Below are 19585 nucleotides of genomic sequence, written 5' to 3'. Positions count from 1 at the left end.
GCGAAGCGCACCTCGACCGGGAAGCCGACCTTCCAGTCGGAGCGCTCCACCAGGGCCTTCAGCTCGCGCAGCACCTCGCCGACCGGGCTCCGCGCGCGAGGGGGAGGGGGTCAGGCGGCGGCGTTCTCGCGGCGGGTGCGGACGCTGGTGACCAGCTGGGCGCGGATGCGGGCGGGCACCTCGGGGGCGAAGCGGGCCAGGTAGTGGTCCAGGTGGGTCTCGTCGCCGGCGAGGAAGGGCAGGTCGAAGACCAGCAGTTTGCGTACCGCGAGCAGCGGGACGGGGGCGCGCAGCGGCCGGAAGGAGTGGTTCCACAGGCCGGGTTCCTCGCAGACCGGGTGGAACTGGCCGATCATCAGGCCCTGTTCGACGAACTCGTCCTTGGCCTTGCGCTGGAGTTCGTCCAGCACGGTGGAGTCCTCACGGTCCAGCTGGGGCATGACCAGCAGCACGGTCAGCAGTTCGCGGTCGGACTCCTGGGTGAGCTCGGCGAGCAACTCGTCGTAGTGGGAGCGCAGTTCGGCGACCAGGGCGGGCAGGTCCCCGTCGGGGGCGGCGTCGGCGACGGCGATGTGGAACAGGCCGCGGCGCAGCGAGGGCTGGGTGTAGGGGCAGACCGGGCCGCTGCGGCCGAGGTCGGGGTGGGCGGTGGTGAGGAAGGCGCGGGCCCAGGCGAGGGTCTCGGCGGCCTCGGGGCGTGCGGTGGCGTGGCCGGCGTCGATCTGCGCGGCGCTGTACAGGTGCAGGGCCGAGGCGGCGGGGGCGGCGGGGGCGGTCATCGCGGTCCCCTCCACACCGGGGCCAGGCGGGGGCCGCCGCCGGGCAGGGCGATGGCCTCGCCGAAGCGGGCGAAGCCGCCGGCGGCGAGCAGGTGGGCGCCGCTGGGGGAGCTGGTCTCGGCGTAGGCGGCCTGGCCGGCGGTGTCGACCTCGGTGAGGAAGGCGTGCAGCAGGGCGTGGCCGGCGCGGGTGCGGCGGTCCTCGGGGCGTACCCCGACGAAGGCGAGGTAGTGGTGGGAGCGGTGGCGCGGGTGGCGCAGGGCCTGCAGGCGGGTGATGGCGGCCAGGCGGCGGGAGCTCTCGCCGTGGCCGTCGGCGTCGATCGCCTCGGCCAGGGCGGCGCCGGCGGTGCCGTCGTGCAGGCGCGGGTCGTCCCAGCGGCCGGGCGGCAGGAACAGCAGCGCCCCCAGCGGCTCCCCGTCCTGCGGCCCGCCGGGCCCGTCGGCGCCGTCGGCAGCGGAGTCGGTGGCGGAGTCGGTGGCGTGGTGGGCGACCAGGACGCCGCGGTGGGCCAAGCACTGGTCGACGTGGACGCGGAAGAAGGCGGGCAGGACGCGGGCGCGGTGTTCGGGGTCGGGGAAGGCCCAGAGCATCAGCGCGTCGTCGGCGAAGGCGGCGGCGAGCACGGCGGCCAGGGCGTCGCGCTCCTGCGGGCGTCCGGGGCGTACGACGCCCCGCCCGGCGGGCGATACGGCGGGCGATACGGCGGGCGATACGGCGGGTGGTGCGGCGGGCGACGCGGTGGGTGGTGCGGCGGTCCGTAAGGCGGTGCCCGCGGCGGCGGGCAGGGCGGTGGCGGTGGTCAACGGGCACTCTCCTCGAACGAGGGGGCGGACGGAGGGGAAGGCGGGTCAACGGTCACATCGGTGGACACGGAAGCAGCGGAAGGAGCGGCAGGAGCGGAAGCAGCGGAAGCAGCGGCAGGAGAAGCGGGCGGCGCGGTGGCCGAGGCGGCCAGGGCGGTGACGCGCGCGTGCAGCGGCGCCACCCACTCCTCGGCCTCCGGCTTGATCAGCACGCTGCGCAGGACCCGTGCCCCGTCGGCGTCCGCGCGCGTGCCGGGGTGGCGGCGGGTGAAGTCGGCGGCGTCCACGCGCAGCACGCTCAGGTAGACGGGGTCGTGTTCGTCGGCCATGCCCCGGCGCAGGACGTGGTCGCTGGCGGCGTCGATCGCCGACAGGGCGGGCGGGCGGGGGCCGGGGACGGTGGGGAAGTAGGTGACGATGTCCAGCTGCGGCTTCTGATGGAGCGTCAGTTCCTCGCTGGTGTCGATGAGTTCGGCCCATGCGAGGGCGGCGCGGCGGGAGGCGGCCAGTCCGGCGCCCAGCCCCTGGGGGGTGAGCGGCAGCAGTTGCAGGGTCAGCCACAGGGCGGCGGCCGAGGCTCCGGCGCGCGAGCACTCCAGGCTGATCTCGCCCAGGTGCAGTTCGGCGTCGGTGAAGTAGGTGTACGGGGAGTCGTGGGCGAAGTGGCGTCCGATGCCGGGGTCGGCGAACAGCACCGCCCCGCAGCCGTAGGGCTGCAGGCCGTGCTTGTGCGGGTCGACGGTCACCGAGTCGCAGCCGGCGATCGCCCGCCACGGCGCGGTGTCCACGCCGAGGGAGGCGGCCAGGGCGTCGTCGGCGGCCAGCAGGGTGAAGAACCCGCCGTAGGCGGCGTCCACGTGCACCCGCGCCCCGTGGCGGCGGGCCAGCGGGAGGATCTCGTGGACCGGGTCGACGGCGCCGGCCCCGGTGGTGCCGCAGGTGACCACGACCGTGCCCACCCGTCCGGTGCGCAGCAGTTCCTCCAGCGCGCCGACGTCCATGCGGCCCTCGGCATCGGCGGCCACCGCGTGGCCCTCGACGCCCAGGACGTGGCACATCCGGCTGTGGGTGTAGTGGGCCTGGCCGCTGTAGGCGACGCCGCGCCCGGGGTGGCTCTGGCGCGCCACGTACAGCGCTTCGAGGTTGGCGATGGTGCCGCTGCTGGTCAGGTGGCCCACGTGGGCGGGCAGGGCGAACATGGCGGCGAGCTGGGCGACGCACTCGCGTTCCATGTCGTTGGTGGCCGGCCCGCCCTCGTAGGCGTGGTTGTTGGGGTTGAAGCGCATCGCCGTCAGGTAGCCCACCACGGCCGCCGGGTGCGGCGGTTTGACCATCTGGCCGGCGTAGCGCGGGTGGAAGAACGGGTAGTTGTGCTCCAGGCGCTTGGCGAAGCGCTCGAACGCGGCGGCGAAGTCCGCCTCGTCCACCAGGTGGGAGGGGTGGGGGCGCAGCGGCCCGAACCGCTCGCCCCACCGCTCGGCCACCTCGGCCGCCCTCGGCAGCCAGTACCGCAGGTCCACGCTCCGGCCCTTCCCCTCAGTGCTTCGTGCGGGGTGCCGGCGCGTGGGTGAGCAGCACGCCGGGCCCCTGGCGAGTACGAGCGTTCACCGCGTGCCGAGTCCTCGTGAGCGTTCTTCCGGCTCTTGAGCGTTCCTCGACCGCGTCCGCTGCCACGGTGGCGAGCACCCGCAAGGCGCCCGCAACACCCGCAGCTCACCCACCGCCGCGCCCGCCGGCCCCACCCGCCCCGCCGCCGCATCCGCCGCCGCCGCACCCGCCCGGTCCGCCCGGCCGTCGCCCGGCGGGCGGGCCCGCTCAAGCCGGACCCCACCGGCACCCGAGGCGGCGCTGCTGCAATCACCCCCGGACGAGGGCCGCCCGCACCCACCCGGGGCGGATCCGGGGGACCGCACGCGGGAGGAACGACGCGATGGTGACCAGACGCAGGATGATCGGCGCCGCCCTGGCGACCGGGGGAGGAGTCCTGCTGGTGCGCACCACCGTGCGCCCGGCCGCCTCCACCCCCGCCACCGCCCCCGCCGCCGCGGCCGCGGGCCAGGACGCGGGCCACGCCCACCCGGTGGGCGCCGCCCTGCCCGACCCCGGCCCCGACACCGGCCCCTCGCTCGCGGAGAAGTTCACCACCGCGCTGCCGCTGCCCCCGGTGCTCAGCCCCGTGTCCACCGACGGCGGCGCCGACACCTACGCGGTGACCATGCTGCGCTCCTACGCCCGCATCCTGCCCGGGCGCCGCACCGAGGTCCTCACCTACAACGGCGCCTTCCCCGGCCCCGTCATCCGCGCCCGCTCGGGCCGGCCGGTGATCGTGCGCCAGACCAACCTGCTGGACGACCCGGTCTCGGTGCACCTGCACGGCTCCGCCGTCCCCGTGGACAGCGACGGCGGCCCGATGAACCTGCTGGGCGCCGGCGCCACCCGCACCTACACCTACCCCAACGACCAGCCCCACGCGAGCCTGTGGTTCCACGACCACGCCCACCACCTGGAGTCCGAGCACGTCTACCGGGGCCTGGCGGGCAGCTACCTGCTCACCGACGCCACCGAGGCCGCCCTGCCCCTGCCCTCGGGCCGCTACGACCTGCCCATCGCCCTGCGCGACGCCCGCTTCGACGCCTCCGGCAACCTCGTCTACCGGATGGACGACGCCGAGGGCCGCGCCACCGTCCTCGCCAACGGCCGCCCCTGGCCCAAGGTCGACGTCGCCGCCCGCCGCTACCGCATCCGCCTGCTCAACTCCTCCAACCTGCGCTTCTTCTCGCTGCGCCTGGCCGACGGCGGCCCCATCACCCAGATCGGCTCCGACGGCGGCCTGCTGGAACGCCCCCACACCACCGACACCATCGACCTCTCACCGGGCGAACGCGCCGACGTCGTCATCGACTTCTCCCGCTACCGCCCCGGCACCGGCGTCGTGCTCACCAACTCCATGCCCCCCGGCCCCGCCGAACACATCGGCCAGGTCCTGCGCTTCGACGTCGGGCGCCCCGCCCCCGACCCCTCCCACGTCCCCGACCGGCTGCGCACCCTGCCCCCGCCGGGACCGGCCGTGCGCGAGCGCACCGTCGTGCTCAAGGTCGAGGAGGGCGGCGCCGGCGCCACCGCGCGCGGACTGATCGACGGCAGGCAGTACGACCCCGACCGGGTGGACGCCGCCGTCGCGTTCGGCACCTCGGAGATCTGGACCGTCCACAACGCCAACACCGACGTCCCGCACAACTTCCACCTGCACCTGGTGCAGTTCCGCGTCCTGGCCCGCAACGGGGCGGCCCCCGGCCCCGAGGAGTCGGGCCTCAAGGACACCGTGCGCCTGATGCCCGGCGAGAGCGTGCGCCTGCACGCCACCTTCGACACCTACCGCGGCCGCTACCCGTACCACTGCCACCTGCTGGACCACTCCGCGATGGGCATGATGGCCCAGATGGAGATCACCTGACGCCCCGGGCGGCGCCCCGGGCCCGAGGGCCGCAGACGCCACCGGCCCGGGCCGTCCGTCCGCCCGCCCGCACGCCCGCACGCACACGCGCGCGCTGGCGGGCGGGCGGGCCGGCCCGGGGCCGACGGGCGCGCCGGAACGCGCCAGGACGCGCCGGAACGGGTCAGGACGCGCCGGAACGCGTCAGGACGCGTGGATGCCCTGGCCCGGCGTCAGGATCCCCGCCGGGTCCCAGCGCCGCTTGGCCGCCACCACCCGCCCCCACAGCGCCCCGTAGTGGCGCTGCCAGTCCGCCCGGGTCATCCCCGGCACCGCCCCGATCAGGTACCGCTTGCCGCCCAGCTCCACCGCCAGGTCGTACAGGCGCCGGTTGCGCTCCAGCATCGCCGCGGTGTCCGACCCCGGCCCGGGGAAGGCCAGCAGGTCGAAGTGCCAGCCCACCTCCTGCCCCGGCAGCACCGCCAGCGGCGCCGTCACCTTCGAGCGCAGGTACGGGTAGAACAGCAGCAGCCCCGCCCCCAGGTCCTCGGCCGTCAGCACCTGCGCGGCGCGCGCCATGAACGCCCGCGCCGAGGACGCCGGCACGAACACGCTCAGCCACGGCTTGGGCAGCGCCCAGAACCCGGCCGCCCGCAGGTACCCCGAGAAGCCGTCCACCCGGTAGGCGTACTCCCGCCAGCCCTGCTCCACCACCTCCGTGTCCACCGGCGTCAGCCCGGCCAGCAGCGCCGCCCGGTCCACCGCCTGCCCGGCGTCGGTGAACGCCACCAGCTCCGCCTTGTAGCGCCAGCGCGAACCGTCCGCGCTGCGCACCACGTCGCCGACCTGGAAGTCGAAGCGGCGCCGGGCCAGGACCTTCTCCTGGTCGGCGAGGTAGGCGTCCAGGTCGTCGTAGTAGAGGGAGAAGACGTGGGCGCGTTCGCGGACCCGGACCAGGGCGAGGGTGACGCGCACGATGACGGCGACCTGGCCGCCGCCGGCCAGCACCGCCTCGAACAGTTCCCGGTTGCGGGTGCGCGAGGCGGTGACCAGCTCGCCGGTGCCGGTGACCACGTCCAGTTCCAGCACGTTGTCGACCTGCATGCCGTAGCGCTGGACGCCGCCGCCGATGCCGCCGACGCTCAGGGTGCCGCCCACCGACAGGTGCAGGTAGTCGGTGAGCACCGGCGGCACCCAGCCGGCCGCCAGGCCCGCCTCGGTGACCTGGGCCCAGGTGGCGCCGGCCTCGACCACGGCGCGCCCCGGGTGCACCGAGACGATCCGGGACAGGCCGCGGGCGTCGATGGCGACGCCGCCGCGGGGGTTGGCCTGGCCGTAGCTGGAGTGCGACTCCAGCCCGGCGTCGCCGAGCTGGGCGCGGTCGCCGCTCTGCCCGTTGACGGCCACCGGGATGCGGTGGCGGCGGGCGAAGGCGATCAGCTGCTGCACGTCGCGCACCGAGCCGGGGCGCAGCACGGCCCGGGGCCTGGCGGTGACGAGGTGTCCGAAGTCGGTGGAGAAGCGTTCCAGTCCGTCGCCCTGGAGGGTCATGGTGCCGTCCAGGGCGGGCAGTCGGGCGATGTCGGCGGCCGTGCCGTCGTCGGCCTCGGTGGCCCAGGCGGCGGTGGTGGTGTTCCAGCCGACGACGGCGGTCAGGGCCCCGGCGCCGGCGGAGGACAGCAGGGTGCGGCGCGACATTCCTGAGCTGCTCATATCAGGTTTTCTCCGATCAGTCGTCAAATAGGGATTGTTGTACCGCACCCTCCGGGTGATCACCTACTGCCGTGCACCGGTGATCTGCTGCTCGACGCGCCGCAGCTCGGACACCGGGTACTCCCACATCCGCAGCTGGTGCCCGGGGGCGTGGGAGGGGATGTGCGCGGCGGCGGCCCGCGCCTCGGCCAGCAGCGCCTGACGCACCCGCTCGCGCCGCTCCTCGGGCAGCACCGCCACCCGCGGCCCCTGCGCGGCCTCCCGCAGGACCAGCGCCAGCTTGTAGGCGTGCACGGCCGGGCTGACGGCGAACAGCGTCCGGTACACCCACAGGCCCTCCTCGCCGTGCAGGATCCGCTCGTTGTGGCTCAGCAGCCGCACCCGCGCCTTGAGTACCAGGTCCTTGTGCACGCGCATCCGCCCGTCCCCCTTCGTCGTTCGTCCGGTTCCTCCCCGTCCGCGGGCAGCACGCCGTCCGCGCCGGGCGCCCGGGACGGGGCGCGCGGCACGCACGGCGCGTGGCGCGGAGAAGGGGATGCGCACGAGTCTGCGGGCGCGCACCACCGGGCGGCAAGGAGCGGGAAGGGTGTGCTGTGTCCTACCGAAGCCTTGCGCGACCTGGCAGGATCGGGGTCGGCACCCCGGCGGCGGGGCGGTTGCGGCGGGCGCGTTCCGGCGGGGCGCGGCGGGCCCTGGCGGCGGGGCGTGGCGGCCCCGGGTCTAGCCTGGGCCCCATGTTCGTACTGGAGCTGACGTACACCGCCGACCTCGAGTCGATCGACGCCGTCCTGCCGCGGCACGTCGCATGGCTGCGGGAGCACTACGCCTCCGGCACCTTCCTCGCCTCGGGGCGCAAGGTGCCGCGCGACGGCGGGGTGATCCTCGCGGTGGGCGAGGACCGGGCCGGCGTCGAGGCGCTGGTGGCCACCGACCCGTTCGTGCGGGCCGGGTTGACCGAGTACCGGGTGACGGAGTTCCTCGCCACCACCACCGCCCCCGAACTGGCCTCCCACCGCCAGGAACCGCCCGCCTGAGGCCCGGCCTGAGGCCCCGTCGGGGCCGCGGTCCTCGACGCGTCGCCCGGGCGCGTCCCCCCGTCCGTCCCCCCGGCCGCCGGCACCGTCCGTGCGCGGTGGCCCGCACCGCGCGCGGTTCGGGACACGGTCGCGTTCTGGCTACGATCGGTGAGCGCGGGACGGGGACGTATCGCGAGTTACCGACTTTCGGCGGGAGAAGACGGATGGCACACGCACGGGCCGGGCAGCCGGCGCAGCCCGGTGACCTGGTGGACGTGGCGCGGCTGGTGACGGCGTACTACGCGCTGAACCCCGACCCTCAGGAGCCCGGGCAGCGGGTCTCCTTCGGGACCTCGGGACACCGGGGCTCGTCACTGGACGCGGCCTTCAACGAGGACCACATCGCCGCGACCACGCAGGCGATCTGCGAGTACCGGGCCGAACAGGGCGTCGCGGGACCGGTGTTCCTGGGCGCCGACACCCACGCCCTGTCCGAGCCGGCCAAGGCCACCGCCCTGGAGGTGCTGGCCGCCAACGGCGTGCAGGTGCTGATCGACGCCGCCGACGGCTACACCCCCACCCCGGCCGTCTCGCACGCGATCCTCGCCCACAACCGGCGCAGCCCCCGCGCGCTGGCCGACGGCATCGTGGTCACCCCCTCGCACAACCCGCCGCGCGACGGCGGCTTCAAGTACAACCCGCCCAGCGGCGGCCCGGCCGGATCCCAGGCCACCGGCCGGATCCAGGACCGCGCCAACGAGCTGATCCGCGAGGGCATGCGCGGCGTCAGGCGGGTCCCCTACGCGCGGGCCCTGGCCGCCGCCACCACCGGGCGCCACGACTACCTCACCGCCTACGTCGAGGACCTGCCCTCCGTCCTGGACCTGGACGCCGTGCGCGAGGCGGGCCTGCGCATCGGCGCCGACCCGCTGGGCGGCGCCTCGGTGGCCTACTGGGAGCGCATCGCCGACACCCACCGCCTGGACCTGACCGTCGTCAACCCGGTGACCGACCAGACCTGGCGCTTCATGACGCTGGACTGGGACGGAAAGATCCGCATGGACTGCTCCTCCCCGGCCGCGATGGCCTCCCTCATCGGCCGCAAGGACGAGTACGCCATCGCCACCGGCAACGACGCCGACGCCGACCGGCACGGCATCGTCACCCCCGACGGCGGCCTGATGAACCCCAACCACTACCTCGCCGTCGCCGTCGACTACCTCTACCGCCACCGCACCGACTGGCCCGGGGACGCCGGCGTCGGCAAGACCCTGGTCTCCTCCTCGATGCTCGACCGCGTCGCCGCCGACCTCGGCCGCACCCTGGTGGAAGTCCCCGTCGGCTTCAAGTGGTTCGTCGACGGCCTGCTGGAGGGCTCGATCGGCTTCGGCGGCGAGGAGAGCGCCGGCGCCTCCTTCCTGCGCCGCGACGGCGGGGTGTGGACCACCGACAAGGACGGCATCCTGCTCGCCCTGCTGGCCTCCGAGATCGCCGCCGTCACCGGCGCCACCCCCAGCGCCCACTACCGCGCGCTGACCGAGCGCCACGGCGCCCCCGCCTACGCCCGCGTGGACGCCCCCGCCGACCGCGAGCAGAAGGCCCGCCTGGCCCGGCTCTCCCCGGAACGCGTCGGCGCCGGCGAGATCGCCGGCGAGAAGATCACCGCCGTCCTCGCCAAGGCCCCCGGCAACGGCGCCCTGATCGGCGGCATCAAGGTCTGCACCGAGAACGCCTGGTTCGCCGCCCGGCCCTCCGGCACCGAGGACGTGTACAAGATCTACGCCGAGTCCTTCCACGGCGAGGAGCACCTCGCCCGCGTCCAGGACGAGGCCCGCGCCCTGGTCGGCGAGGTCCTGCGGGGCTGAGACCCGCCCGCGCCCGCGGCGGTGCCCCGGCCCGGCTCCCGCGCCGGGCCGGGGCACCGCCGTCGGCGCCGCACGGCCGTTGCCCCGCACGGGTGTTGTGCTGTACGGGCGTTGCCCCGTACGGCCGTTGTGCTGTACGGGCGTGGCGGCGTACGGGCGTGGTGGCGCACACGCGCCGTCCCGTACGGCCGTTGCGGCGCACGTCGGCCGTCCCGTACAGGGGCCGCCGTGCGGGGCCGTCGCCCCGGGCGGCTCAGGCGCGGGCCGGCCGCACCCGCTCGGGCGCCGCGGCGCGCGCCGCCCGCCCGTCCCGGGTGGTCGCCGCCGCCACCGCGCACGCCACCAGCGCCAGCGCCGTGGCCGCCAGCGGGAACCACCGCCCGCCCAGCACCGCGATCGCCGCCGACCCCGCCACACCGCCCGCCGCCGTCCCCAGGTACAGCGCGCTGCTGTTCAGCGAGATCAGCAACGGCGCGTTCCCCGGATCGAGCGACGCCAGCCGGTGCGGCAGCGCCACCGACACCGCCCACCCCGCCAGCGGCACCACCATCGCGTACACCAGCGCCCCCGGCATGCTGCGCCCCAGCCACGGCAGCGCGGCGAAAGCGGCCGCGGCCGCCGCCGAGCCGGCCAGCAGCACCCGGCGCACCCCGAGGCGGTCCACCAGGCGCCCGCCCAGCCAGCTGCCGGCCACCGACATCACGCCGCAGGTCAGCAGGATCAGGCTCAGCCGGTCGGCGTCGCCGCCGGTGGCGTCCTTCACGGCGGTGGCCAGGTAGATGTAGACGCTCTGGAAGGCGAGGAAGAACACCAGGGTGGTGGCCGCGGCGCCCAGCACCCGGCCCCGGCGCAGCGGTGCCAGGCGGGCCCGCAGGGTGGGGGCGGCGGTGGGGGCGGGCAGGTCGCGCAGCAGCAGGGCCAGGCCGGCGAGCGCCGCCAGGCCCAGGGCGGTGACCAGCCACATCGTCATCCGCCAGTCGGTGCGTCCCACCCAGGTGCCCAGCGGCACGCCGAGGGCGGTGGCCACCGTCATCCCGCCGAGCACCGTCGCCAGGGCCCGTCCGCGCCGTTCGGGGGCGACCAGGGTGGTGGCCACCGCGTTGGCGGTCGGGGTGTAGAGGGCGGCGCCGGCCGCGGCCAGGACGCGGGTGGCCAGCAGCAGCCCGTAGGTGGGGGCGAGGGCGCTGAGCGCGTTGGCGGCGCTGAACACCGCGAGCGCGGTCAGCAGCAGGCGCCGGCGCGGCCAGCGGGCGGTGAGCGTGGCCAGCACCGGGGCCAGCAGCGCGTAGCCGAGCGCGAAGACGGTGACCAGCTGGCCGGCGGCGGGCACCGACACCCCCAGGTCGGCGGAGATCGGGCCGAGGATGCCGGCGACGACCATCGAATCGGTGCCCATGGCGAAGGTGCCGAGGGCGAGCAGGAGCAGACGTACGGGCACGGGAGGGCCCCCCGGGGTGCGTGGGAACAAGTTGTTGGACGAACATGCAACAGTTGGATGCTCGCCAAACAATCGGGGATGGGTGGATGATTGTCAAACCATCCGTCCCGTCCCGACCCCTCCCGCGACCCCAGCGACCCCAGCGACCCCCATGACCCCCGAGGAGCGTGCGCCATGACCGACGACGAGCGGCTTCCCCAGCCCGCCACCGCCGACATCGACCTCGTCACCGTCCTGCACGCCCTCGGCGACCCCGTGCGCATGACCCTGCTGCTCAGCTACGCCGACGGCGGCGAGCACTCCTGCGACCCGCGCGGCCTGGGCCTGGAACACCTCCACAAGTCGACCGTCTCCCACCACATGCGGGTCCTGCGCGAGGCCGGCGTCACCACCACCCGCGTCGCCGGCCGCAACCGCTTCGTCAGCCTGCGCCGCACCGACCTCGACACCCGCTTCCCCGGACTGCTCGACGCACTCCTGTCCGCCCGGGCAACCGCCCTACGGCAGAAGCCCGTTGACCCCCTAGGGGACGGTGCGGCGGGGCTGGTGCCGCAGGCGTAGGCCCGCGGTCGCAAACGGCCCGCACCCCCTCCTGCCCCGGGCGGACGCGCCCGGCCGGCCCGGCCCGGCACCGTGGACGCGGCACGCCGCCGCCCCCGCCGTCGAAGGAGCCCCCGTGACCGGAGCCCAGCCCACCCCTGCGCCCTCCTCCTCCCCGTTCTCCCCTCCGTCTTCTCCGTTCCCCGCGTCCTCCCACCGGCTGTCCCGCCGCCGCCTCCTCGGGGCGCTCGCCCTGGGCGCCGCGACCGCCGCCTGTGCCGCACCCGCCGCCGGTGCCGCACCCGCCCGGGCCGACGGCGGCACCGACGCCCGCTCCGGCGGGGCGGGGGAGCCCTGCCTGACCCTGCCCCCACCCACCGGCCCCCGCCCCGTCGGCACCGCCCTGCTCCACCTGACCGACACCACCCGCACCGACGCCTGGGCCCCCACCCCCCGCCCGCGCGAACTGCGCGCCCGCCTCTGGTACCCCGCCGCGCCCGGCGCCCGGGGCCCGTACGCGCCCTGGATGAGCCCCGCCGAGACCGCCCACCTGCAGGCCGCCTACTTCGGCGTCCCCGACGCCCGCCTCACCTGGCCCACCACCCACGCCCGCCCCGGCACCCCCGCCGACCGCACCCGCCGCCACCCCGTCGTCCTCAACTCCCACGGCTCCGGCGCCGACAGCGCCTTCAACACCGCCCTCGCCGAGGAACTCGCCTCCCACGGCCACGTCGTCGCCGCCCTCGACCACACCTACGACGCCGGCGAAGTCGAATTCCCCGGCCACCGCCTCGAAGTGCGCGACAAGGCCCGCGTCCAGGCCATGACCGACGCCGAGATCGTCGCCTACCGCGCCGCCGACACCCGCTGCCTGCTCGACCGCCTCCACCACGGCCCCCTGCCCGCCGGCCTGGACGGCACCCTCGACCTCGACGCCGTCGGCATGTTCGGCCACTCCATGGGCGGCGCCACCACCGCCCAGGCCCTGCACGACGACCCGCGCATCCACGCCGGCGCGATCCTGGACGGCCCCCTGTTCGGCCCCGCCGCCACCGCCGACCAGCCCCGCCCCCTGCTCCTGATGGCCTCCGCCTGGGACAGCCCCGCCCGCGACACCATGTGGGACACCCTGTGGCCCCACCTGACCGGCTGGCGCCGCCGCCTGACCCTCACCCACTCCGGCCACCTCTCCTACTGCGATCTCCAACTCCTCATCCCCCAGGGCCAGCCCGCCTTCGCCTGGCCCGCCGACCAACTGGAACACTTCCTCGGCACCGGCGACCCCCACCGCGCCGTCGCCGCCCAATGCGCCTACCTCACCGCCTACTTCGGCCTCCACCTGCGCGGCACCCCCACCACCCTCCTCGACGCCCCCACCCCGCACTGGCCCGAGATCCGCTTCGACGCCTGAGCCTCGGCGGGGCCGGCGCGTGTGCGGTGGCCCTCCGATGCGCCCGCCCCACGGCCTGCCCGGGGCCCCCGGCGGCGGGGTTCCCTCGGCCGTCGCCGCCCAACGCTCCTGCCTCGCCGCCTGCTTCGGCCTGCGCCTGCGCGACGTCCCCGCCCCGTCCCGGCCCGAGGCCCGCTTCGACGCCTGAACCCCGGCGGGGCCGGTGCGCGCGGCATGCCCGCCCGATGCGCCCGCCCCACGGCCTGCCCGGGGCCCCGGCGGCGGGCTTCCCTCGGCCGTCGCCGCCCAACGCTCCTGCCTCGCGGCCCACTTCGGCCTGCGCCTGCGCGGCGTCCCCGTGCCGTCCCGGCCCGTGGCCCGCTTCGACGCCTGAGCCCCGGCGGGGCCGGCGCGCGCGGCATGGCCGCCCGATGCGCCCGCCCCGCGGCCTGCCCGGGGACCCGGTGGCGGGTTCCCTCGGTCCTGCCGCTGGATGTCGCTGCGCCGTACCGGCCCGGGCCCGCCCCGGGTGGGTCGGTCGGGCGGCCGGTCCGTGTGCTGCGGCCACCCAACGTGCGCGCCGCAGCTTGCTTGGGCCGCTGCGTGCGGGGTGTCCTCGGCCCGCGCTGCTGGACGCGGCTGCGCCGTACCGGCCCGGGGCCCGCTTCGCCGCCGGGCCTCGGCCGATCGGTCCGACGGACGGCTCGTATGCTGCGGCCGCTCAACGCACGGGCCCCGCAGCTTGCTTGGGCTGCCGCCTACGGGGTGTCCTGGCCCCGCGCTGGGCGCTGCTGCGCCGTACCGGCCCGAGATCCGCTTCGGCGCCTGAGCCTCGGCAGGTCGGTCTGGTGGCCGGTTCATGTGCTGTGGCCGCCCAATACGACTGCCCCGCAGTCTGCTTGGGCGGCTGCCTGAGGGGCGTCCCGGCCCGCTGTTGGATGCTGCTGCGCCGTATCAGCCTTGGCTCGCCGATCCTGACTGCGGGTGTGCGGCGCCCCGCGCCGGCCTTCGTGAGGCTGCGCCCGGTCGCATCAACCAGGCTCTACGTAGGAGGACTTGGGTCTCACGGGCTTCGGAAGGAGTGCGCCGCCCCGCCCCCCGAGGTGTACGCGGGCATCCCGTGCCGGGGCCCCAGCGCGAGTGCGGGGGAGGGGGCGGAGGCGGCCACCGGGGTGCGCCCGCCCGGTCGGCCCTGCGGCGCCCCCGAAGGCCTTCGCGAGCGCGTCCCGCAGCGCCCCGGCGGCCCGCCTTCCCCTCCCGCGGGCCCTGCGCGGGTCCTTCAGGGTGGTCCGCTCCTCGGCGGCGGCCTTCTCGCGCAGTGGGTGCGCCGGGGCGGGAGGCCCGCGCGGCGGCGGGCCTCCCGCCCCGGGGTGCGGGGGCGTTCCGGTGGCGGCGGGGGATCAGTAGGGGATCGGGCGGTTCTCGCGGGCCCACGCCTGTTCGGCCTCGCTGCGGGGAGGCGGCGGGGCGATGCCGTCCGTCATCCACAGGTCCTGGGGCGTCTCGTCGATGTGGAACTCGCAGTACAGGCCGCGGTCGGAGGTGTGGGGCGCGAGGAGCGCGGCGAGGGCCTCGCGGGTGTGCCGGCGTGCCTGCGGGTCCCCGTTGTGGCGGGCGATGTGCTCGACCACGATGCGCACCGCCGTGCCGGACGGTTCGCCGCCGACGTGGAAGGAGTCGGCGGCGATCTCGTGGAAGAGGGTCATGACGTAGAACCTGGGCAGTCCGATGCGGGTGTAGAACCCGGTGACGTCGCCGGCCAGTCGGCGCTTCTGCTCGGGGGTGTAGGTGCCGGGAGGGTGGTAGACGTGCCACAGCGGCATGGGGGGCTCCTCGGTGTCAGTGCCAGTGTCGGTGTCGGTGCGGGCGACGCCCGTACGGCGTCGGTGCCGGTGCCGGTGCCGGTCTCGGTGCCGGTGTCGGCCGGTCAGCGGCCGATGCGGACGGTGAGGCCCTCCACGGGCCCGGACAGGGCGGCCTTGACGGCCCGGGTGGCGTCGTCGACGAGCACCTCGCTGTCGCCGCGCGCCAGGGCGTCCACGACGGTGCGGGCGACGTCGGCCGGCGGCACCTTCCCGACCGGCAGGGCCGCGACCATGTCGGTGTCCGCGAAGCCCAGGTGCACGCCCAGGACCTGGGTGTGCCGGCCGGCGAGTTCCAGGCGCAGGGAGTTGGTCAGCGACCACAGCGCGGCCTTGGACGCCCCGTAGGATCCGGCGCCCGCGCCCCAGGACAGCAGCGAGTGGATGTCGACCAGCGCGCCGCCGCCGCGCGCGGCCAGGACGGGCGCGAACGCCCGGGCGATGCGCAGCGGGCCGAGGACGTTGGTCTCGAAGGTGGCCCGGACGTCCGCGAGGTCGCCGGTCAGCAGCGGTGCCGGGTGCAGGACGCCGGCGTTGTTGAAGACGATGTCGATGTCGTCGGCGCGGGCGGCCGCGGCGGTCACCGAGGCGTCGTCGGTGACGTCCAGCGCGAGGACCTCCACCCGGGGGTCCCCGCCGGCTCCGGGGGCGGTGCCGGCGTCGGGGGTGCGGGCGGTGGCGTAGACCTTCCGCGCGCCGCGGGCCAGCAGTTCCGAGACGAACGCCCGGCCCAGGCCGCGCAGGCCTCCGGTCACCAGGGCGGTGGAGCCTTCGATCACGGTCATGTGCGTCTCCTCAGCTCTCCGGGCGGTGCCGGCGTGACGGGCGGCACCGCAACGTTTAGATTATTACCATCATCTAAACGGGATGGGAAAGTAGGACCGGCAGAACCGGTAGAACCGCACAACACCCGAGGAGAGGAACCCCGGCATGCCCCGCGTCCCACGCGCCGAGGCCGAACGCAGCCGCCGCCGCGTCATCGACCACACCGCCCGCCTGATCCGCGAGAAGGGCCCCGACCAGGTCAGCGTCCCCGAGGCGATGGCCGCCGCCGGACTCACCCACGGCGGCTTCTACCGGCACTTCACCTCCAAGGACGACCTCCTCGCCCACGCCCTCGCCGCCGCCTTCGCCGAACGCCGCGAAGCCATGGAACAACTCGCCGACCGGCCCGGCACCGACCACACCCCCCGCACCGAGTTCCTCGACCGCTACCTCTCCGCGCCCCACCGCGACCACCCCGGCCACGGCTGCGCCGCCGCAGCCCTGGCCGCCGACGCCGCCCGCACCGAACCCGGCTCCCCCCTGCGCACCGCCTACACCGCCGGACTGCGCGAACTCCTCGACGCCCTGGCCGCCCTGCCCGACGGCGCCCCACGGCAGGACACCCTCGCCGACCTGTCCACCATGGTCGGCGCCCTGCTGCTCGCCCGCGCCAGCGACGACCCCGCCCTGTCCGACGAACTCCTGGCCGCCGCCCGCCACCGCCTCGCCGACCAGGCGCCCGGGCACTGACGCAAGGACCCCACGTGCCCATCCGCGGCGTGCTCTTCGACGTCGACGACACCCTCGTCGACTACTCCGGCTCCGAACGGGCCGGCATCCTCGCCCACCTGCACCACCTCGACCTGCTGCGCCGCTTCCCCGGCCCGCAGGCCGCGGTGGAGCTGTGGCGCGAGGTCGCGCGGGAGCAGTACGCGCGCTTCGTGTCCGGCGAACTGACCTTCACCGCCCAGCAGTACGAGCGCACCCGCCGCTTCCTCGCCCGCCTCGGCGAGCCCACCGCCGCCATGCCCGACGAGGAGGCGGCCGCCTGGTTCGCCGGCTACACCGCGCACCGCGACGCCGCCCAGAGCGCCTTCCCCGACGCGGCCCCCGTCCTCGCCGCCCTCGCCCGCACCCACCGCCTCGGCATCGTCTCCAACTCCTCCACCGCCCAGCAGCGCCGCAAGCTCCACGCCACCGGCCTGCTGCACCACTTCGACGACACCGCCATCGTCTGCTCCGACGAACACGGCGAGGCCAAACCCGCCCCCGGCATCTTCCTCTCCGCCTGCGCCCGCCTCGGCCTGCCCCCGCACCAGGTCGCCCACGTCGGCGACAACTACGCCCTCGACGCCCTCGGCGCCCGAGCCGCCGGCCTCCGCCCCTTCTGGCTCGACCGCACTCCCACCGCCACCCCCGCTCCCGCCGCGACCGCCCCCGGCATCCACCACCTGCCCACCCTCACCCCCCTCCCCGCCGCCCTCCACCCCTGACCCCGGACACGCGGAAAGTCGGCCCGGCCGACTTCCCGCGTACGCGCCCTCGGCGTCCCCCATCTGCGCCCCCGCACCACCCTTCTCGCCGTCCTCCGTTCCTGTGCCGGAGTTGACGTCGCCGGTGTCGCGCACGCCGGGCTACCGCACCTCTGCCGGCGATGACGCGGCACCTCCCGTAAGCCCTCGCCCCTGCGGGCTCGCCCTTGGGGTGCGTGAGAAGTCGGCCCGGCCGACTTCCTGCGTGGGCGCCTGCGGCGTCGCCCTCGCATGGGCCGCTCGGCCGCTACTCCACCGCCGGCGCGGCTGCTCCCGGCGTCCACCATCTGCCCGACCGCACGGTTCTCCCCGCCGCCCTGCATCCCCTGACCCGTGCCGCACGAGAAGTCGGCCCGGCCGACTTCTGGCGCGGGCGCCTGCGGCGCTGGCCCTGCGTGGTCGTGTGGCTGAAGGTCCCGTCGGTAGTGGTGTCCGCGGTCTTTCGCTCTCGTCGCTGTGCGGGCCTGGCCTGCGCCGCGCGAGAAGTCGGCTCCGTCGACTTCCTGTGCGGGAGTTGACGTCGCCGGATGTTGTGCGCGCCGGTGTGCCGCGGTGCCGCGCCTCTGCTGGCGATGGCGCGGCACCTCCGGAAAGCCCTCGCCCCTGGGGCGCGTGAGAAGTCGGCTCGGCCGACTTTTGGCGCGGGGTCCCGTGGTGCCGGGCGTGTGTGGTCGAAGGTGCTGCCGGTGGTGGTGTCCGCCTCTTTCTCGTCTTGTGGCTCCGGGGGCTCGTTCCTGGGGTGCGTGAGAAGTCGGCTCGGCCGACTTCCTGTGCGGGGGTTGGTGGCGCCGGTGTTGCGTGGGCCGGGCTGTGGCGACTCTGTTGGGGGCGGCGCGGCACTTTCGGCAAGTCCTCGCCCTCTGCGGGCTCGCCCCCGGGGTGCGTGAGAAGTCGGCCTGGCCGACTTCTCGTGTACGAGCCGGCGGGTCCGGGCCGGTGGTGTCGTGTGTCGGGAGGTGGCGGGGGCCTTCGGTCTTGGGTGGGGCAAGTCGGTTGTGGTGTGAGGGCCGGTTCTGCAGCATCGGCCGGGGCGGTCGGGGACGGGACGGGCAGGGCGGGGGAGACGGGGGGATCTGATCGATCTCTCGGATGGCGACAGCGGTTTCCGGGTGCGGGTGCGGGTGCTGGGGCGTCGGATGCCGGGGGTGCTCCGTCTTCGATCCGGCAGGTCGGGTGTCCGCGTGTTCATCCCGCTGTGCCTCGAGGAGGGGTGGATCGACGAGCAGCGCGGACTGCTCGGGCGGGTGCGGACGGCGTGGCCGGGCGAGGTCCTCGAGTCCTCGCCGGGCGTCTGTGAGTGGCGGCGCCGAACCACCGCCGGGCGTCGGTCAGGCGGGGAGGCCGAAGAGGGGGCGGCAGGCGGCGGTGAGGCCGGTGACGGTGACCGGGGTGCGGGCGTGTTCGGCCCAGGCCTCGGGGGTCAGGCGCAGGCGCTGGGAGACGACCACCCGTCCGTCCAGGACGTCGCGGTCGATGCCGTCGTCGCGGTAGCCGAGGCGGCGTGAGACGGCCAGGGAGGAGTGGTTGTCGGTGAAGGAGAGCGAGGTCGCCGACCGGGTGCCCAGTTCCGCGAAGGCGAGGTGGAGCATCGCGGCGCGCATCTCGGTGCCCAGGCCCTTGCCCTGGTGGTCCAGGCCGAGCCAGGAGCCGGAGACGATCTCGCGCCGCACGCCGTACTCCTTGGCCCGCATGTCCTGGATGCCCACCGGGCGTCCCTGGTGGAAGGCGACCAGGTCCAGTGCCCAGTCCCGGGCGGTCCAGCGGCCCAGGCGCGTCCAGTGCGACTGCACCACGTGGAGGGCGCGTTCGGCCGGCGGCAGTTCGCCCCACGGCGTCAGGAAGGGGCGTTCCCGGGGCGGGTGGACGCCGTGTGCGGCGACGTCGGCCACCTCGGCGAGCTCGTCCTCGGTGGGCAGGCGCAGTTCCAGGCGGGGCGTGGTCACGCGCAGCCCCCGCAGGGGCCAGTGGTCGGCGATCATCGACCCAGTGTGCCCAGCCGGCCCGTTCCGCGCACCGCCATTTCCGCCCCCGCCAAGCCCCGGCCCCCGCCAAGCCCCGGCCCCCGGAGCCCCCCGGAGCCCCCCGGCGGCCGACGGGCGGTCAGGCGGGCGGTCAGGGGGCCCAGGGCAGCCGCAGGGCCTCGATCTCGGTGTCGGTCAGCAGCGCCTCGATCAGCGCGGGGGTCCGGCGACCTTGGTGCCCCACAGGTCGTAGTCGGTGCACAGGATCCAGGAGTGGTCCTCCGCCCGGAGGTTGGAGGGGCTGAAGTGGCTCTCCGGGTTGTCGTACAGGAGTGCGGCGCCGCTCAGGCAGCGGGTGTCGGGGCCGGCGGGGCTGTGGGCGAGGAGGAGGGCCGTCAGCCGGTTCCAGGTCTCGCGGTCCAGGCTGCCCTCGGCGGGCGGGCGGGAGGAGGCCGACCGGCCGGCTGCCGCGCCTCCTGACGGAG

17 protein-coding genes are annotated in these 19585 nt (G+C 75.7%); 8 read left to right on the top strand and 9 right to left on the bottom strand.

Annotated features, from left to right (window positions below; genetic code table 11):
* Positions 1-110 precede the first annotated feature (110 nt).
* Genes ACWD4P_RS22410 through ACWD4P_RS22400 form a run of 3 tightly spaced genes read right to left on the bottom strand, consistent with a single transcriptional unit; the run spans position 111 to position 3105 of the window.
* Positions 111-779: a DUF6875 domain-containing protein gene (locus ACWD4P_RS22410; RefSeq protein WP_449780773.1), complete on the bottom strand. Its 669-nt coding sequence runs from the start codon at positions 777-779 to the stop codon at positions 111-113.
* Positions 776-1585, bottom strand: a complete 810-nt coding sequence (locus ACWD4P_RS22405) for a hypothetical protein (protein ID WP_449780772.1) — start codon at positions 1583-1585, stop codon at positions 776-778. The genes ACWD4P_RS22410 and ACWD4P_RS22405 overlap by 4 nt, the downstream gene beginning before the upstream one ends.
* Positions 1582-3105 (bottom strand): pyridoxal phosphate-dependent decarboxylase family protein, encoded by a 1524-nt coding sequence (locus tag ACWD4P_RS22400; protein ID WP_449780771.1) that lies wholly within the window; start codon positions 3103-3105, stop codon positions 1582-1584. Before ACWD4P_RS22400 ends, ACWD4P_RS22405 begins: the two co-directional genes overlap by 4 nt.
* Before the next feature lie 410 nt (positions 3106-3515).
* On the opposite strand from ACWD4P_RS22400, the gene ACWD4P_RS22395 reads away from it, so the two are divergent.
* Positions 3516-5039, top strand: a complete 1524-nt coding sequence (locus tag ACWD4P_RS22395; protein WP_449780770.1) for a multicopper oxidase family protein — start codon at positions 3516-3518, stop codon at positions 5037-5039.
* A 183-nt stretch (positions 5040-5222) separates the two neighbouring features.
* Here ACWD4P_RS22395 and ACWD4P_RS22390 read toward each other — a convergent pair whose 3' ends face one another.
* Together ACWD4P_RS22390 and ACWD4P_RS22385 are read right to left on the bottom strand one after the other, a co-directional pair.
* Positions 5223-6731 (bottom strand): FAD-binding protein, encoded by a 1509-nt coding sequence (locus ACWD4P_RS22390; RefSeq protein WP_359829577.1) that lies wholly within the window; start codon positions 6729-6731, stop codon positions 5223-5225.
* 63 nt (positions 6732-6794) lie between these two features.
* A complete protein-coding gene (locus ACWD4P_RS22385) occupies positions 6795-7148 on the bottom strand; it encodes a hypothetical protein (RefSeq protein ID WP_449780769.1) in 354 nt (117 codons plus the stop codon).
* Positions 7149-7465: 317 nt separating this feature from the next.
* Here ACWD4P_RS22385 and ACWD4P_RS22380 point away from each other — a divergent pair, with 317 nt between their 5' ends.
* The gene (locus ACWD4P_RS22380) at positions 7466-7765 is read left to right on the top strand and encodes a YciI family protein (protein WP_359829575.1); all 300 of its coding nucleotides are present in this window, start codon (positions 7466-7468) and stop codon (positions 7763-7765) included.
* A gap of 206 nt (positions 7766-7971) precedes the next feature.
* Positions 7972-9612 carry a phosphoglucomutase (alpha-D-glucose-1,6-bisphosphate-dependent) gene (pgm, locus tag ACWD4P_RS22375; protein WP_449780768.1) on the top strand — a complete coding sequence of 547 codons (1641 nt, stop codon included), beginning with the start codon at positions 7972-7974 and terminating at the stop codon, positions 9610-9612.
* A 253-nt stretch (positions 9613-9865) separates the two neighbouring features.
* Here the strand turns inward: pgm and ACWD4P_RS22370 are convergent, their stop codons facing one another.
* Positions 9866-11050, bottom strand: coding sequence for an MFS transporter (locus ACWD4P_RS22370; RefSeq protein WP_449780767.1), 1185 nt, complete (start codon positions 11048-11050; stop codon positions 9866-9868).
* 174 nt (positions 11051-11224) lie between these two features.
* On the opposite strand from ACWD4P_RS22370, the gene ACWD4P_RS22365 reads away from it, so the two are divergent.
* From ACWD4P_RS22365 to ACWD4P_RS22355, 3 genes are all read left to right on the top strand, one after another.
* Positions 11225-11611 (top strand): ArsR/SmtB family transcription factor, encoded by a 387-nt coding sequence (locus ACWD4P_RS22365; protein ID WP_449780766.1) that lies wholly within the window; start codon positions 11225-11227, stop codon positions 11609-11611.
* A 115-nt stretch (positions 11612-11726) separates the two neighbouring features.
* Entirely contained in the window at positions 11727-13001 is a 1275-nt protein-coding gene (locus tag ACWD4P_RS22360) for an alpha/beta hydrolase family protein (RefSeq protein ID WP_449780765.1), read from the top strand.
* Positions 13002-13038: 37 nt separating this feature from the next.
* Positions 13039-13188 carry a hypothetical protein gene (locus ACWD4P_RS22355; RefSeq protein ID WP_449780764.1) on the top strand — a complete coding sequence of 50 codons (150 nt, stop codon included), beginning with the start codon at positions 13039-13041 and terminating at the stop codon, positions 13186-13188.
* Between the two features lie 1192 nt (positions 13189-14380).
* Here the strand turns inward: ACWD4P_RS22355 and ACWD4P_RS22350 are convergent.
* Positions 14381-14803 (bottom strand): tautomerase family protein, encoded by a 423-nt coding sequence (locus ACWD4P_RS22350; RefSeq protein ID WP_449780763.1) that lies wholly within the window; start codon positions 14801-14803, stop codon positions 14381-14383.
* A gap of 104 nt (positions 14804-14907) precedes the next feature.
* Positions 14908-15627, bottom strand: a complete 720-nt coding sequence (locus tag ACWD4P_RS22345; RefSeq protein WP_449780762.1) for an SDR family oxidoreductase — start codon at positions 15625-15627, stop codon at positions 14908-14910.
* Positions 15628-15772: 145 nt separating this feature from the next.
* Here ACWD4P_RS22345 and ACWD4P_RS22340 point away from each other — a divergent pair, with 145 nt between their 5' ends.
* Both ACWD4P_RS22340 and ACWD4P_RS22335 read left to right on the top strand, forming a co-directional pair.
* Positions 15773-16357 carry a TetR/AcrR family transcriptional regulator gene (locus tag ACWD4P_RS22340; protein WP_449780761.1) on the top strand — a complete coding sequence of 195 codons (585 nt, stop codon included), beginning with the start codon at positions 15773-15775 and terminating at the stop codon, positions 16355-16357.
* A gap of 14 nt (positions 16358-16371) precedes the next feature.
* Complete coding sequence (locus ACWD4P_RS22335; RefSeq protein WP_449780760.1) at positions 16372-17100, top strand: HAD family hydrolase; 729 nt, start codon at positions 16372-16374, stop codon at positions 17098-17100.
* A 1367-nt stretch (positions 17101-18467) separates the two neighbouring features.
* On the opposite strand, the gene ACWD4P_RS22330 is transcribed toward ACWD4P_RS22335, so the two are convergent.
* Entirely contained in the window at positions 18468-19118 is a 651-nt protein-coding gene (locus ACWD4P_RS22330; protein WP_449780759.1) for a GNAT family N-acetyltransferase, read from the bottom strand.
* Positions 19119-19585 lie beyond the last annotated feature (467 nt).

The organism is Kitasatospora sp. NPDC002543 (assembly GCF_053594915.1).
Note: the sequence above shows the minus strand (reverse complement) of the source record. Positions and strands in the feature narration are given on the sequence as shown.

Bases quoted from the DNA above. Each gene is read 5' to 3' on its own strand.
- ACWD4P_RS22395 (WP_449780770.1), top strand. From the start codon at position 3,516: ATGGTGACCAGACGCAGGATGATCGGCGCCGCCCTGGCGACCGGGGGA.
- ACWD4P_RS22350 (WP_449780763.1), bottom strand. From the start codon at position 14,803: ATGCCGCTGTGGCACGTCTACCACCCTCCCGGCACCTACACCCCCGAG.
- ACWD4P_RS22340 (WP_449780761.1), top strand. From the start codon at position 15,773: ATGCCCCGCGTCCCACGCGCCGAGGCCGAACGCAGCCGCCGCCGCGTC.
- ACWD4P_RS22390 (WP_359829577.1), bottom strand. From the start codon at position 6,731: ATGAGCAGCTCAGGAATGTCGCGCCGCACCCTGCTGTCCTCCGCCGGC.
- ACWD4P_RS22385 (WP_449780769.1), bottom strand. From the start codon at position 7,148: ATGCGCGTGCACAAGGACCTGGTACTCAAGGCGCGGGTGCGGCTGCTG.
- ACWD4P_RS22365 (WP_449780766.1), top strand. From the start codon at position 11,225: ATGACCGACGACGAGCGGCTTCCCCAGCCCGCCACCGCCGACATCGAC.
- ACWD4P_RS22330 (WP_449780759.1), bottom strand. From the start codon at position 19,118: ATGATCGCCGACCACTGGCCCCTGCGGGGGCTGCGCGTGACCACGCCC.
- ACWD4P_RS22410 (WP_449780773.1), bottom strand. From the start codon at position 779: ATGACCGCCCCCGCCGCCCCCGCCGCCTCGGCCCTGCACCTGTACAGC.
- pgm (WP_449780768.1), top strand. From the start codon at position 7,972: ATGGCACACGCACGGGCCGGGCAGCCGGCGCAGCCCGGTGACCTGGTG.
- ACWD4P_RS22345 (WP_449780762.1), bottom strand. From the start codon at position 15,627: ATGACCGTGATCGAAGGCTCCACCGCCCTGGTGACCGGAGGCCTGCGC.
- ACWD4P_RS22380 (WP_359829575.1), top strand. From the start codon at position 7,466: ATGTTCGTACTGGAGCTGACGTACACCGCCGACCTCGAGTCGATCGAC.
- ACWD4P_RS22355 (WP_449780764.1), top strand. From the start codon at position 13,039: ATGCGCCCGCCCCACGGCCTGCCCGGGGCCCCCGGCGGCGGGGTTCCC.